Origin of the sequence: Herminiimonas sp., assembly GCF_030645555.1 — a bacterium.
Taxonomy (GTDB): domain Bacteria; phylum Pseudomonadota; class Gammaproteobacteria; order Burkholderiales; family Burkholderiaceae_D; genus Oxalicibacterium.
In genome coordinates, this window is record NZ_JAUSME010000338.1 from 1 (window position 1) to 13,083 (window position 13,083).

Here is a 13,083-nt window from a genome sequence, read left to right on the forward strand (position 1 = left end):
TGCAACTCGACCGGGATTATGCGCGCCGGCATGCCCTGCCAGCCAGCCTTGGCCAGACGACCCACTTGGGTAACCAGCGTTGCGCCCTGCCCCTTGCTGTGAAACAGCAGCCCGGCCTGGCGACCGCCGGCCTTGGCGTAGGTGCCCAGCATCGTCTTCAAACGCAGCCCCATGTCGGTGGCACGCGGATATGCATACGCCATCGCGCCGGATGGGCAAACCGTAGTGCAGGCGCCGCAGCCGGCGCACAGATTCGGTTCTACCCTGACATGATTGCCGTTGTGGCTAATCGCTTCGGCGGAACAAATATCTATACAGGCGCTGCAGCCTATTTTTTCATTGCGGCTGTGCGCGCACAGCTTTTCTTTGTAGGTAAAGAATTTCGGTTTTTCAAACTGGCCGGTCATTTGCGTGAGCTTCAGACTGTCGGCAAACTGGCGCGCCACATCCTGCCCGGGAGCGAAATACCCCTGCGGCAATTGATGCGCCAGCACCAGCGGCGTGCGTGACAGGTCGAAGATCAGGTCAAACTCGCCGTCCCGCTCAGTGGCCGCCGTGATATCGCCGCGCATGAAATCGATCGCGCCTATGCTGCCGCAAGCCTTGACGCAATCGCGATGCGCAGTGCACTTGTCCATATCGATCTGGTAAGTCAGATCAATTGCGCCTTCCGGGCAGACTTCTATACAGGCATTGCAGCGTATGCAGGTTTCGAGATCGATCGGATTGTCTTGCTGCCAGCGCACCTTGAACGCGCCCAGCCAGCCGGTGACTGCGATTTTATTGCCGGAAAAACTGGGGAAGCTGCGCTCGCCCAGCATCTGCGTCTCGCTGCCTTCAGTCAGCAACACGCTGACATCGACTTGATCGCAGAGGCGCTGCGCCCAGGGCAACGCCTGGTCGGCAGGTCCGATGATCAGCGCATGTCCGGCCGAATCGTAATTGACGACAGGCACCGGCTCCGGATCGGGCAAGGCAGCAGCGGCCAGCAGCGCGGCCATCTTGGGCAAGGCATTTTTTGCCTGCGCACTCCAGCCGCCGGTTTCCCTGATGTTAACAAAGCGCAAAGGTGCGACCGAGTTCTTCTGTTGCGCAAGTTCGGCAAACAGGCTGCGTTCCTGCGTGCAGGCAACCACGACATCATCGACCCCATCCAGCGCCGCCAGATAAGAGCTGACTTCGCGCCGGCATAATTCAGTGGCGACCGGCAGCGCCGGAGTTCCGAGCGCCGCGCCGAGCTGCGCACCGGCGGCAGCGTCGAGGGGCATCGTGCGATTGCAATTGCATACTTTGAATTGTGTAGTCATTGGCTGGCTGGTAGATGCTGGCTGAGACAAACTGTCTTAAACGTCGTCCACGTTACGCGTAACGCTGGACTCCTGCGTATTGGTGACTGCTGCGGTCAATCCTGCTGTTCCTGATCCATCGCTGGCTGGATGCGGTTCGGAATCGTCTTTTTTCAATTCTGCAGCGGGAAGTATCGCATCAGCTGCGACTTCCTGTTCTGTATTTGAAGAAACTGTATCGGATGCCGGCGGCGGCGGCTCATTCTCAAGCAAAGCCGCTTCGGTTTTTTCCGGTATTTTTTCGAGCAGGCTCATCAATGGCGCCTGCAGCTGGGACAGCGGATCCAGCAATGCTTTTGCATGACTCAGCGAGGCGAGCAGCGCAGGACTGATGGGCTCGAAGGTGTTGTAGTCTTCAATATAAATATCCAGGCCATCCATGATATTGAAGTGCGGATTGGTAAACAGTTTTTTCATCGCCGACTGCTTGACCGATTCATCCACGCCTTGCGCCATGAACGCCGAGTAATCCGAATCGTGCGTCAATTGAGCGACATCTTCCTGGGTCGGCAAGGGCTTGACCGCTGCTTCCGTTTGGCCTGCCAGCTCACCATTGTCGTCAGCTGCAGGCGCAAGCGGCACGCCGGCCTGCGCCTGTTCTGCATCCGTGGTGGCGCCGTTTTTTTTCTTCGACCAGCGCGCAAAGAAATCATCAGCCGCCATTTTTCCCACCTTCGGCACTCGCCATTTTGGCGACGCCCTCGCCACCTTCAAATGATGGCTTCTTGTTCTTGCGCTTCGGTTCGGGGTGGTAGTACTCGTTTGTGAAGGCAGTCAATCGCTCGACGATGTCGGCGGAAGCCGGCAGCGTATCGACGCGTTCGCCACCATCCATCAGGCGTGCCGCTTCATTGTATGAAAGCGTGACCGATTTTGGCACTGCCAGCTCCACGCCGTCGACTTCTTCGAAGCGCCACATGATGAACCAGCATGGCGTCGGCGCACTGATGTTGAGGAAATATCCTTCCGCCTCGGTGCTGCACAGACGCACATCGATGCCGGTGAATAACCAGCGCGTATCGGCAGGATCATTGCGCAGGCAGTGCGGCGCGCTCTGCGCCGGCCCGACCTGACCGACGACTTCTATCGGCTGCCACTGGAACGGCTGCCATCGATTCGCTAGCGGCGTGCATTGCATGATGACGCCTATGCGGATTGCTTCTGTCTCCATGTTTCCTCATTACGGCACTGATGTGCCTGTCGTTGTGATGATATAGCGACGCCGTTGCCAGCGTACGCCAAAACTGCAAACCGGATTCCCTGAGCACTGAAACCACGGCATGAAAACGACAACGGAAGACGATCAGTGGAAAAATGAAGCCGCGCGTACAAGCTGAAAAATCAGCCCTTCACTTCAAAGGCAAGCTCAAATCTTCCACTGATCCGGCAAAAAACATCAATCATTCTTGACCACGATGGTCGGGAACTTGGCCGACATATCCTTGGCTTTTTCCGCCACCTTGATCGCAATCTTGCGCGCGATTTGCTTGTAGATTACCGAGATCGGACCATCCGGATCAGCCACTACCGTAGGCTTGCCCGAATCCGCCTGCTGGCGTATCGACATCGTCAAAGGCAGGGCGCCGAGGAAATCCACACCGTATTCGCCGCACATTTTTTCACCGCCGCCCTCGCCGAAAATCGCTTCGGCATGACCGCAATTCGAGCAGATGTGCGTGCTCATGTTTTCCACGATGCCGAGAATTGGAATGCCGACTTTCTCGAACATCTTCAAGCCCTTGCGCGCATCCAGCAAGGCGATATCCTGCGGCGTCGTCACGATCACGGCGCCGGTGACCGGCACTTTTTGCGACATCGTCAATTGTATGTCGCCGGTGCCTGGCGGCATGTCGACGATCAGGTAATCCAGATCGCGCCAGTTGGTCTGTTCCAACAATTGGGTCAAGGCCTGCGTCACGATAGGCCCGCGCCACACCATGGGTTCGTCCGGGTCGATCATGAAACCGATGCTCGATACCTGCAAACCATAGTTTTCCATCGGTTCCATCGTCTTGCCATCGGCACTTTCCGGCCGGCCGGAAATGCCCATCATCATCGGTTGCGACGGGCCGTAGATGTCGGCGTCCAGTATGCCGACCTGCGCGCCCTCTGCCGCCAGTGCCAGCGCCAGGTTCACCGAGGTGGTCGATTTGCCGACGCCACCCTTGCCGGAAGCGACCGCAATGATGTTCTTGACGTTGGACAGCAGCTTGACGCCGCGCTGTGCAGAGTGCGCAACGATCTTGGAAAAGACATTGGCCGTGACGCTGCCCATGCCGTCGATGGTGCGGACCGCGGCAATCGATGCCTTGCGTATCCCGTCTATCTGGCTTTTGGCCGGATAGCCCAGCTCCACATCAAATATGACATTGGTGCCATTGATCTGGATATTCTTTGCGGAGCGGCTGCTGACCAAATCCTTACCGGTGTTAGGGTCAATTACTGTAGACAATGCTGCCTTGACTGCTTCTATCGTGATACTCATTGTTTCTCCTGAATTTTATAGCGCAAGTCTAAACCAATTGCATGCGGCTCGCTGATGACTTCTGTGCAAAGATTGTCATAATTTCATATTCGATCCCGGGCAAGCCGACTGGGAGCGCAGGATATCGCGCTCGGCCAGCGGCAAATAGCCGGCCCGGATTCGACACGTCCGGCGTGAACCACTTACAATGGCGGTACTTACACGACTGACGCCATGACTGAAAAAATCATCCCGCTCGCAGACCTGCGCTATCTAAACAAGATACCGGTCATACCGGCAAGCCTGGAAGCACCTACCGGCTTGCTGGCGGATACGCGCGCGCGCCCTTTGCAGGATTTGCGCATCTCGATCACCGACCGCTGCAATTTCCGCTGCGTCTATTGCATGCCGAAAGAAGTCTTCGACAAGGACTATGCCTTCCTGCCGCATTCATCGCTGCTGTCTTTTGAAGAAATCACCCGCATCGCAGCGCTGTTCGTCGCCCATGGCGTAGAGAAAATCCGTCTGACCGGTGGCGAGCCGCTGCTGCGCAAGAACGTCGAAAGGCTGATCGCCATGCTGAGCGCCCTGCGCACGCCGGACGGCCGCGAACTCGACCTGACGCTGACGACCAACGGCTCGCTGCTGGCACGCAAGGCGCAGGCACTGAAAGATGCCGGCTTGAAGCGCGTCACCGTTTCACTGGATGCGCTCGACGACAAGGTCTTCAAGCAAATGAATGACGTCGACTTTGCCGTATCCGATGTACTCGAAGGGATAGAAGCTGCGCATAGCGCCGGCCTCGGCCCGATCAAGATCAATATGGTCGTCAAGGGCGGCATGAACGATCAGGAAATCGTGCCGATGGCGCGCCATTTCCAGAACACCCCGTATATCCTGCGCTTCATCGAATACATGGATGTAGGCGCATCGAATGGCTGGAAGATGGATGAAGTGATCCCTTCGGCCGAAGTCGTACGCCGCATCCATGCCGAGATGCCGCTGACAGCCATCGCGCCGAATTACACTGGTGAAACCGCAGGCCGCTGGCGCTACCTTGACCAGACCAACGATGGCGGCGGCGAAATCGGCGTCATCTCCAGCGTGACGCAGGCATTCTGCGCCGACTGCAGCCGCGCCCGCCTGTCGACTGAAGGCAAACTGTATACCTGCCTGTTCGCCACCGGCGGCCACGATTTGCGCGCGCTGATGCGCGGCGGCAAAACGGATGAAGAAATATCGACCGCCATCGCCCACATCTGGCGCGCGCGCGACGATCGCTACTCTGAATTGCGCACCGCCAATACCGAAGGCTTGCAGCCGGACCGCAAAGACGAAATGTCTAACATCGGCGGCTAGTACATTTTATTCAACTGATATCGGAACAATTTAAAAACATGGATACCAGTCAAATTACCGGGCTCATACTCGCTGGCGGTCGCGGCACCCGCATGGGCACAGTCGACAAGGGCTTGCAGATGTTCCGCAGTGCGCCCATGGCCCTGCATGTGTTGATGCGCCTGTCGCCGCAAGTCGGCTACGTGATGATCAATGCGAACCAGAACATCGCACCGTATGAAGGTTTCGGCGTACCGGTGTGGCAGGATGAAATGCAGGGCTTTGCCGGACCGCTGGCCGGCTTGCAAACCGGCATGGTCCATTGCGATACCGATTACCTGGTGACCGCACCCTGCGATTCGCCCTTCCTGCCGGCCGACCTGGTAGAGCGCCTGGCAGCAGGACTGGAAGAAAAAAATGCCGACCTGGCGGTTGCCGTCACTGGTGCCGGCGATACACGCCAGGCGCACCCGGTGTTTTGCCTGGCGAAAACATCGCTGCTGCCGCACCTGACCTTGTACCTGCAGGAAGGTGGACGCAAGTTTGATAAATGGTATGCATCGCTGAACGTGGCGGAAGTCCATTTCGATGAGGAAGATGCCTTCCGCAACATCAACACCCGCGACGAATTGCACCAGCTGGAAACCGACTGAGCCATGAACCTGCGCGCCGCTTATCTCCTCCGCGACTCCAACCTTGCCGATTTAGACGACGACATGTCCAAAGACTCCGATACCGCATTGAATCCAGCCAACAAGACACTCGCCAGCGTCATCAGCTGCCTGTCCGATTACGACCCCGATGCGCTGCCGGTGGCAGATGCGCAAGCCATCATTCGCCAGCTCATCGAACCGATCAATGCGGTGGAAAAAATCGCCCTGCGCAGCGCACTCGATCGCGTGCTGGCAGCCGATATCGTCTCGCCTATCAATGTCCCGTCGCACGACAACTCTGCAATGGATGGCTATGCCTTCCACGGCAAGGAACTGAACAAGGATAGTGACCTGAGCCTGAAAGTCATAGGCACCGCCTTTGCCGGTCGCGCCTTTGATGGCACGGTAGGCAGCGGCGCATGCGTGCGCATCATGACCGGCGCCATCATGCCGGGCGGATGCGACACCGTGATCCCGCAGGAATACGTGCTGGGCGCAAATGCGGCTGGTGATAGCGCCATCACGATCCCGGCCGGCGCAGTAAAGACCGGCGACAATCGCCGCCTGAAAGGTGAAGACCTCAAGGTAGGTACACCTGCGCTGCAAAAAGGCAAGATCCTGCGCCCGGCCGACCTCGGCTTGCTGGCGTCACTGGGTATAGGCGAAGTGCCGGTACAACGCCGGCTGCGCGTGGCATTTTTCTCGACCGGCGACGAATTGCGCTCGATAGGCGAAACGCTGGATGAAGGTTGCGTCTACGATAGCAACCGCTACACCCTCTATGGCATGCTGACGCGCCTCGGTTGCGACGTGGTCGACATGGGCGTCATCAAGGATGATCCGGCAGTACTCGAAGCCGCATTCCGCACCGCTTGTGAAAATGCCGATGCGATCATTACCTCAGGCGGCGTATCGGTAGGCGAGGCAGATTACACCAAGCAGATGATGGCGCAACTCGGCGACGTCGGTTTCTGGAAAATCGGCATGCGTCCGGGCCGTCCTATGGCCTTCGGCAAGATCGCATCGAATGGCAAACAAGCCTATTTGTTCGGCTTGCCCGGCAATCCAGTCGCTGTCATGGTGACTTTCTATTTCCTGGCGCGCCAGGCCTTGCTGCACATGATGGGCGCATCGGCAGTGGCAGCACCACCCTTGATGCGCGTCGTGTCGAAAGCGGCAATCCGCAAACGTCCGGGCCGCACCGAATATCAGCGCGGCATCCTGAGCCGAAACAGCGCTGGCATACAGGAAGTCTCGATCACCGGCTCGCAAGGTTCCGGCGTGCTGCGTTCGATGTCGGAAGCAAATTGCATGGTGGTGCTGGAGCATGACCGGGCTGACGTCAAAGCCGGCGACCTGGTGGATGTGATTCTGTTTGAAGGCTTGATTTGAACTGAAGATTACTGGCTTGAAAATTAAAAACGCGCCATTTCAGCTTCAACTGAAATGGCGCGTTTTTATATCAGGACGCAACAGCGATACGCTTACAGTTTGCCCGCCTTCTTCAGACGATAGGTCAATCCTTCGATGATGTCCTTGTTGCCATTCTGCCTGGCAAAATCGATCGCGCTCATGCCTGCATCATTTTTCAGCGCGGCATCGGCGCCCGCATCGAGCAGTATTTTCACCGTATAAATATGGCCGCCACGTGCCGCCATCATGATAGGCGTGGTTTTGTTCGGTGACAGCGCATCCAGCTCGGCTGATTTATCCAGCAGCAGGTTGACGATGTCATTGTCGCCAGCCGCCGCCGCATAATGCAGCGCAGTCCAGCCCGCCCTGTTGACGGCAGCACCCTTGTCCAGCAATGCCTGTACCGCTACCTTGTTAGCCGTGTAGGCTGCGATCATCAATGCCGTATCGCCATTGTTTGCCTGCCGATCGATATCTGTTCCGCGCGCCTTCAGCAAGACGGCAAATACCTTCATCGCTTTTTCACGCAAGGCCAGTATCAAGCCTGTATCGCCACGTTGTGGCTCGACCGTATTCGGATCGAAGCCGCGCTGCAGCAGCGAAGTCACGCCAGCAGCATCATCGATCTTCACAGCTTCAAAGTAATCTTCGTACGCACCCGCATGCGCCAGCATGGGCAGGCTTGCGACTGCCGCCCCCATCACTATGAGTTGCAAACAAAGTCTGCGCATGCGATCCGGTTTCGTGTTCAGCATTTTTTACCGCGCTATCTTGAATAAGTTGAAGAAATTGTCCGTCGTCTGCTGCGCTATCCGTTCCACTGGTTCGCCCTTCAGCGTAGCTAGATATTCCGCCACGTGGCGCACCAGCGCCGGCTCGTTCATCTTGCCGCGATGCGGCACCGGCGCCAGATACGGCGAATCGGTTTCTATCAGCATCTGTTCCAGCGGTACTTCCCGCGCCACCGCCTGCAAATCCTTCGCACTCTTGAAAGTGACGATGCCGGAAAATGAAATATAAAAACCCATTTCCATCGCCGCTTGCGCCACTTCCAGCGATTCGGTAAAGCAATGCATGACACCGGCTGCGCCGCCTGCATCGGTACCTGCGCCTTCTTCACGCATGATGCGTATCGTGTCTGCGGAGGCAGCGCGCGTATGGATGATCAAGGGCTTGCCGGTCGCACGCGAGGCGCGGATATGGTTGCGGAAACGCTCGCGCTGCCATTCCAGATCGCCTTCCAGGCGGTAATAGTCGAGGCCGGTTTCGCCGATCGCGACGATCTTCGAATGATCCGACAGGCGGATCAAATCATCGACTGATGGCTCCGGCGTATCTTCATAATCGGGGTGCACGCCTACCGATGCATAAATGTTGGCGTGCGACTCCGCCAGCGCAAGCACGCTGGGGAAGTTAGGCAAATCCACTGAAACGCACAGCGCATGGCTGACTTCGTTCTCGGCCATCTTGCCGAGTATTTCCGGCATGCGCGCAGCCAGTTCAGGGAAATTGATGTGACAGTGGGAATCGATATACATGGGACTGAATTGTACGCGTCACAAGCGTTTGCTGCGATGCCAGCCTTTACAGCCATATCGGGCGGAACGGATCCGCAGCGAAAATCTTACAGCGTATGCGTGGCGCGCGATGAACCGAGAGCTGCGCCCAGCAATTCCTCTATCCGCTGCTTGATGCGCTGGCCGCTCTCGTCGGCGGAAAACTGCACGCCTATGCCCTGCGCCTTGTTGTTGTTTGCACCGGCCGGCGTGATCCATGCAATCTTGCCGGCAATCGGATACTTGGTCGGATCATCCATCAGGGTCAGGATCAGATAGATTTCATCGCCTATCTTGTACGGCTTGGTCGAGGGCACGAAAATGCCGCCATTCGCCAGAAACGGCATGTAAGCCGCATACAGTGCGGACTTTTCCTTGATCGGCAACGACAATACCGATGGACGGCCGACTACGGGACTTCCAGCTGCAATCGGGTTATCTGCCATTACAAACCTTTCAGGAAAAAAGCGTCGAATAATCCAGCAACATGTCTTCTATGAAGAGCTTGGGCGCCAGCGGATGGTCGGCAATTGCGCGCCGCTCATTAACCGCCTTGATCGCCTGCAGCAAGGCAGCCGTATCGGCGCGTGCCGCCAGCGCACCCAATTCCTTCTGGTAACGAGGATAGTAACGGATTGTGCCGGAAAGTTTGACGGAAAGCACGTCATGCAGCCAGCGTTGCAGCCACGCGACTAATTCAGTGACGGGGGTTTTCTGCAAGCGCTCGGCAGCTTTCAAGGCGGCATCAACACCGGGCTGCGCCAGCTGGCGCAGGAAATCATCCATCGTTTCGCGGCTGCCGGCTTGCGACGATTCCAGTGCCGCCAGCGGCGCACCGCCCTGCTCGGCCAGCCAGCTTGCGGCATCGCTGACCTGCTGCGCCTTGAGCCAGGCCAGCGCCTCATCCTGGCCCGGCATGGCCAGCGCAAACTTGCGGCAACGCGACAGGATGGTCGGCAGCAGGCGATCTATGCTGTTGGTTACCAGCAGGAACATCGTGCGCGGCGGCGGTTCTTCCAGCATTTTCAGCAGGGAATTGGCGGCAGCCGTGTTCAAGGCTTCGGCCGGATACAGCGTGATCACGCGCATGCCGGAACGATGCGTGGAAATATTCATGAAATCAGACAAGGCGCGCACCTGGTCTATCTTGATTTCCTTCGAAGGCGCCTTGGTAGATTTGGATTTCTTTGTGTCGCCAGCTTCTGCTTCGTCGCCTTCCGCACCATCGCCGTCATCGAGAATTTCAGGGCGCACGCGGCGATAGTCCGGATGGCTGTATTGCGCGAACCAGCCGCAGGCATCGCACTTGCCGCAGGCATGGCCGTCAGCCGCCGGCGCTTCGCACAACAGCGATTGCGCGCAGGCTTCGGCAAAAGCCGTCTTGCCTATGCCTTGCGGCCCGTGAAATAAAATCGCGTGCGGCAGGCGCTCGCGCAACTGCTGCCATTGCTGCCAGGAAGCTTGCTGCCATGGATAAAGCGCTGCACTCATCGATCGAACTCGGCAATGATGTCGCGCAAATAGTCCTGAATCTCCGCTATCGGCAGTGTCGAATCTATTTTCACGAAGCGCTGCGGAAATTCATCGGCGCGGCGCAGGTATTCAGCGCGTGTCGCGGCAAAAAAATCCGCTTTTTCCTGCTCGAACTTATCCAGTTCACGCGTTGCATCCAGCCGCGCACGCGCCACGTCCAGCGGCACGTCGAACAACAGCGTCAGGTCCGGCTGCAGATGCGGATGCACCCATGCTTCCAATGCAACAAGCTTTTGCCGCTCCAGCTTGCGCCCGCCACCCTGATAGGCAAACGTCGCGTCGGTAAAGCGGTCGGATATAACCCAGTCGCCACGCGCCAACGCCGGTTCTATGACTTGCGCGATATGTTCGCGCCGCGCCGCAAACATCAGCAAGGCTTCTGTTTCGAGGTGCATTTTTTCATGCAGCAGGATGTTGCGCAGCGCTTCACCCAGACTGGTACCGCCCGGCTCACGGGTAAGGACGACGGTTTTCCCGCGCGCGCGCAGCAAGTCGGCCACGAACGCCAGGTGGGTGGATTTTCCCGCGCCGTCTATGCCTTCAAATGTAATGAATTTTGCTGTCGTCATGCCACTGCCATAAAAATGATCTGAATTATTTGCACTGTTTATTTACGCTACTTTTACGTCATTTATTTGCGCCGGCATTGCGCTGATACTTGTTTACGGCGTTATTGTGATCATCCAGGTTGGAAGAAAACAGGCTGCTGCCATCGCCGCGCGCAACGAAATACACGGCATCGGTAGGCGCCGGATTCAAGGCTGCCTGCAGCGATTCCATGCCAGGCAAGGCTATCGGCGTAGGCGGCAAACCGCTGCGAGTATACGTGTTGTGCGGCGTATCGTTAAGCAGATCGCTCTTGCGTATATTGCCTTTGTAACTCTCGCCCATGCCGTAGATCACGGTGGGGTCGGTTTGCAGGCGCATGCCCTGTTTCAGCCGGTTGACGAAAACGCCGGCGATCAGCGTGCGTTCAGACTTCTTGCCGGTTTCCTTTTCCACGATGGAAGCCATGGTCAGCGCTTCATACGGCGAGGCATACGGCAGCGACGGGTCGCGCGCCAGCCACGCCTCATTCAAGCGCTTGAGCATCAGATTGTGCGCCTGCCGGTAGATCTGCAGATCGCTGGAGTTCTTGGCGAACATATAGGTATCGGGATAAAACAGGCCTTCCGGGATCTTGAAGTCGCTGGTTATTTTCGCCATCAATTCAGTATCTGACAGGACGGCTGTCTCATGCTTCAATCCCGGATGCGTATTGATCGCCTGGCGCATCTGCTTGAAGTTCCATCCCTCGATGACCGTCAGCGCTTCCTGCACGAATTCACCGCGCACCAATTGCCTGAGCAAGCGGTTGGGCGTGGTGCCTGGCTTCAATTCATAGGTGCCGGCCTTCATCTTGGTGCTGTTGCCGGTGGCTTGCGCCAGCACCATCAGCAGGAAGGGTTGAACCGGTGCGCCTGCATCTGCGATTTGCTGCATGCTGCTTCTGAGACTGCTGCCGGGAGCGATGCTGAACTCGATTTTTTCCTGATTGCCGTCGATGATGGGCTGCTGCGCCCAGTACACGAGCGCTGCCGCAGCCAGGATGGCCAGCATGATGATCAGGGTGAATAGTTTTTTAATCAAGGCAGGGTCTCGGTGGAATCGAAGGTAATTCGGTGGTGATCGGACGTGTTTTTCTCACGCCACTATAATCGGGTTCTAATGATAATAGCTGAACGGCTCCCTGCTCGAACTTATTGATTGAAATTATGACTACATGGTTAGATTTTCTGGCCGCACAAGGTGCGCAATTTAATATGGCTGTCAGCGCGGAATCCGCGCCCCAGCTGCTGTCTTTCGGCACAGAAATGCCGGCTGAGACGGCCAGAAGCAATTTTGTCACTCCACTGACCCATCTGGGCTTGATCTCGGCCACAGGGGAAGATGCCGCGCACTTCCTGCATAACCAGCTCAGCAATGACGTCGAACATCTGGATGCGAACGAAGCGCGTCTGGCCGGCTACTGCTCTCCAAAGGGGCGCTTGCTGGCTGACTTGCTGATCTGGAAAACGACGGATGGCATCATGCTGCAATTGCCACGCGAAATACAGGCGGGCATACAGAAACGCCTGCAAATGTTCGTGCTGCGCGCCAAGGCAAAGTTTAGCGATACAACAGAGCAGCATGTGATGCTGGGCCTGGCCGGCCCTGCCGCCGCCAGCGCGCTGATGCAATGGTTTCCCGTTTTGCCGGTGGCAATTTACGGCAAGGTGGAATCCGCCGCCGGCACGCTGATCCGTCATGCCAATGCCTACGAAGTGCCACGTTACCAATGGATCACGACGGCAGAGCAAGCCATGACCGCGTGGCCGCAGTTGACTGACATCCTGCAAGCTGCTGGCACAGATGCCTGGCGACTGGCGGAAATCGACAGCGGCGTGCCGCACATCACGACGGCTACGCAAGAGAAGTTCGTCCCGCAAATGATCAATTTCGAATTGATAGGCGGAGTCAATTTCAAGAAAGGTTGCTATCCGGGGCAGGAAATCGTGGCGCGCAGCCAGTACCTCGGCAAGCTCAAGCGCCGCATGCTGCATGCGAGCGTGTATGCAAGCAGCGTGGCTCCAGGCACGGAAATTTTCTCGGTCAACGATCCTGAACAACCATGCGGCATGGTCGTCAATGCGGAACGCTCGAATGCGCAGGAAACCGACTGCCTGGTCGAGATCAAGCTCGCCGCGGCAGAATCCGAAGTGCGCCTCGGTTCGGCGAGCGGTCCGGCGTTGTCGTTCCTG

At 57.4% G+C, this 13,083-nt stretch carries 14 protein-coding genes; 4 read left to right on the top strand and 10 right to left on the bottom strand.

Annotated features, from left to right (window positions below; genetic code table 11):
- From Q7T06_RS12590 to apbC, 4 genes are all read right to left on the bottom strand, one after another.
- On the bottom strand, positions 1-1,268 hold a 1,268-nt coding region (locus Q7T06_RS12590; protein ID WP_304785150.1), incomplete at its 3' end, for a 4Fe-4S dicluster domain-containing protein.
- Between the two features lie 75 nt (positions 1,269-1,343).
- Positions 1,344-2,009, bottom strand: coding sequence for a DUF3306 domain-containing protein (locus Q7T06_RS12595; protein ID WP_304785151.1), 666 nt, complete (start codon positions 2,007-2,009; stop codon positions 1,344-1,346).
- On the bottom strand, positions 1,999-2,517 hold the full coding sequence (locus Q7T06_RS12600; protein WP_304785152.1) for a DUF3305 domain-containing protein: 519 nt from the start codon (positions 2,515-2,517) through the stop codon (positions 1,999-2,001). Before Q7T06_RS12600 ends, Q7T06_RS12595 begins: the two co-directional genes overlap by 11 nt.
- Positions 2,518-2,742: 225 nt before the next feature.
- Positions 2,743-3,831, bottom strand: a complete 1,089-nt coding sequence (gene apbC, locus Q7T06_RS12605) for an iron-sulfur cluster carrier protein ApbC (protein WP_304785153.1) — start codon at positions 3,829-3,831, stop codon at positions 2,743-2,745.
- Between the two features lie 213 nt (positions 3,832-4,044).
- On the opposite strand from apbC, the gene moaA reads away from it, so the two are divergent.
- From moaA to glp, 3 genes are all read left to right on the top strand, one after another.
- Complete coding sequence (gene moaA, locus Q7T06_RS12610; RefSeq protein WP_304785154.1) at positions 4,045-5,169, top strand: GTP 3',8-cyclase MoaA; 1,125 nt, start codon at positions 4,045-4,047, stop codon at positions 5,167-5,169.
- A 38-nt stretch (positions 5,170-5,207) separates the two neighbouring features.
- Positions 5,208-5,801: a molybdenum cofactor guanylyltransferase MobA gene (gene mobA, locus Q7T06_RS12615; protein ID WP_304785155.1), complete on the top strand. Its 594-nt coding sequence runs from the start codon at positions 5,208-5,210 to the stop codon at positions 5,799-5,801.
- Between the two features lie 63 nt (positions 5,802-5,864).
- Positions 5,865-7,193 (top strand): gephyrin-like molybdotransferase Glp, encoded by a 1,329-nt coding sequence (gene glp, locus Q7T06_RS12620; RefSeq protein WP_304785156.1) that lies wholly within the window; start codon positions 5,865-5,867, stop codon positions 7,191-7,193.
- Between the two features lie 92 nt (positions 7,194-7,285).
- Here the strand turns inward: glp and Q7T06_RS12625 are convergent, their stop codons facing one another.
- The 6 genes from Q7T06_RS12625 to mltG form a co-directional block, all read right to left on the bottom strand.
- Entirely contained in the window at positions 7,286-7,930 is a 645-nt protein-coding gene (locus tag Q7T06_RS12625) for an ankyrin repeat domain-containing protein (protein ID WP_370652387.1), read from the bottom strand.
- A 42-nt stretch (positions 7,931-7,972) separates the two neighbouring features.
- The gene (locus Q7T06_RS12630; protein ID WP_304785158.1) at positions 7,973-8,752 is read right to left on the bottom strand and encodes a TatD family hydrolase; all 780 of its coding nucleotides are present in this window, start codon (positions 8,750-8,752) and stop codon (positions 7,973-7,975) included.
- Positions 8,753-8,838: 86 nt separating this feature from the next.
- Positions 8,839-9,216: a PilZ domain-containing protein gene (locus tag Q7T06_RS12635; protein ID WP_304785159.1), complete on the bottom strand. Its 378-nt coding sequence runs from the start codon at positions 9,214-9,216 to the stop codon at positions 8,839-8,841.
- 10 nt (positions 9,217-9,226) lie between these two features.
- Positions 9,227-10,261: a DNA polymerase III subunit delta' gene (locus tag Q7T06_RS12640; protein WP_304785160.1), complete on the bottom strand. Its 1,035-nt coding sequence runs from the start codon at positions 10,259-10,261 to the stop codon at positions 9,227-9,229.
- The gene (tmk, locus tag Q7T06_RS12645; RefSeq protein WP_304785161.1) at positions 10,258-10,872 is read right to left on the bottom strand and encodes a dTMP kinase; all 615 of its coding nucleotides are present in this window, start codon (positions 10,870-10,872) and stop codon (positions 10,258-10,260) included. Before tmk ends, Q7T06_RS12640 begins: the two co-directional genes overlap by 4 nt.
- Positions 10,873-10,930: 58 nt before the next feature.
- A complete protein-coding gene (mltG, locus tag Q7T06_RS12650) occupies positions 10,931-11,929 on the bottom strand; it encodes an endolytic transglycosylase MltG (RefSeq protein ID WP_304785163.1) in 999 nt (332 codons plus the stop codon).
- A 128-nt stretch (positions 11,930-12,057) separates the two neighbouring features.
- Here mltG and Q7T06_RS12655 point away from each other — a divergent pair.
- On the top strand, positions 12,058-13,083 hold a 1,026-nt coding region (locus Q7T06_RS12655; protein WP_304785162.1), incomplete at its 3' end, for a folate-binding protein YgfZ.

Excerpts from the sequence above, each read along its gene's own strand:
- Q7T06_RS12640 (WP_304785160.1), bottom strand. The coding sequence starts at position 10,261 with ATGAGTGCAGCGCTTTATCCATGGCAGCAAGCTTCCTGGCAGCAATGG.
- tmk (WP_304785161.1), bottom strand. The coding sequence starts at position 10,872 with ATGACGACAGCAAAATTCATTACATTTGAAGGCATAGACGGCGCGGGA.
- apbC (WP_304785153.1), bottom strand. The coding sequence starts at position 3,831 with ATGAGTATCACGATAGAAGCAGTCAAGGCAGCATTGTCTACAGTAATT.
- Q7T06_RS12595 (WP_304785151.1), bottom strand. The coding sequence starts at position 2,009 with ATGGCGGCTGATGATTTCTTTGCGCGCTGGTCGAAGAAAAAAAACGGC.
- mobA (WP_304785155.1), top strand. The coding sequence starts at position 5,208 with ATGGATACCAGTCAAATTACCGGGCTCATACTCGCTGGCGGTCGCGGC.
- Q7T06_RS12630 (WP_304785158.1), bottom strand. The coding sequence starts at position 8,752 with ATGTATATCGATTCCCACTGTCACATCAATTTCCCTGAACTGGCTGCG.
- Q7T06_RS12600 (WP_304785152.1), bottom strand. The coding sequence starts at position 2,517 with ATGGAGACAGAAGCAATCCGCATAGGCGTCATCATGCAATGCACGCCG.
- glp (WP_304785156.1), top strand. The coding sequence starts at position 5,865 with ATGTCCAAAGACTCCGATACCGCATTGAATCCAGCCAACAAGACACTC.
- moaA (WP_304785154.1), top strand. The coding sequence starts at position 4,045 with ATGACTGAAAAAATCATCCCGCTCGCAGACCTGCGCTATCTAAACAAG.
- Q7T06_RS12635 (WP_304785159.1), bottom strand. The coding sequence starts at position 9,216 with ATGGCAGATAACCCGATTGCAGCTGGAAGTCCCGTAGTCGGCCGTCCA.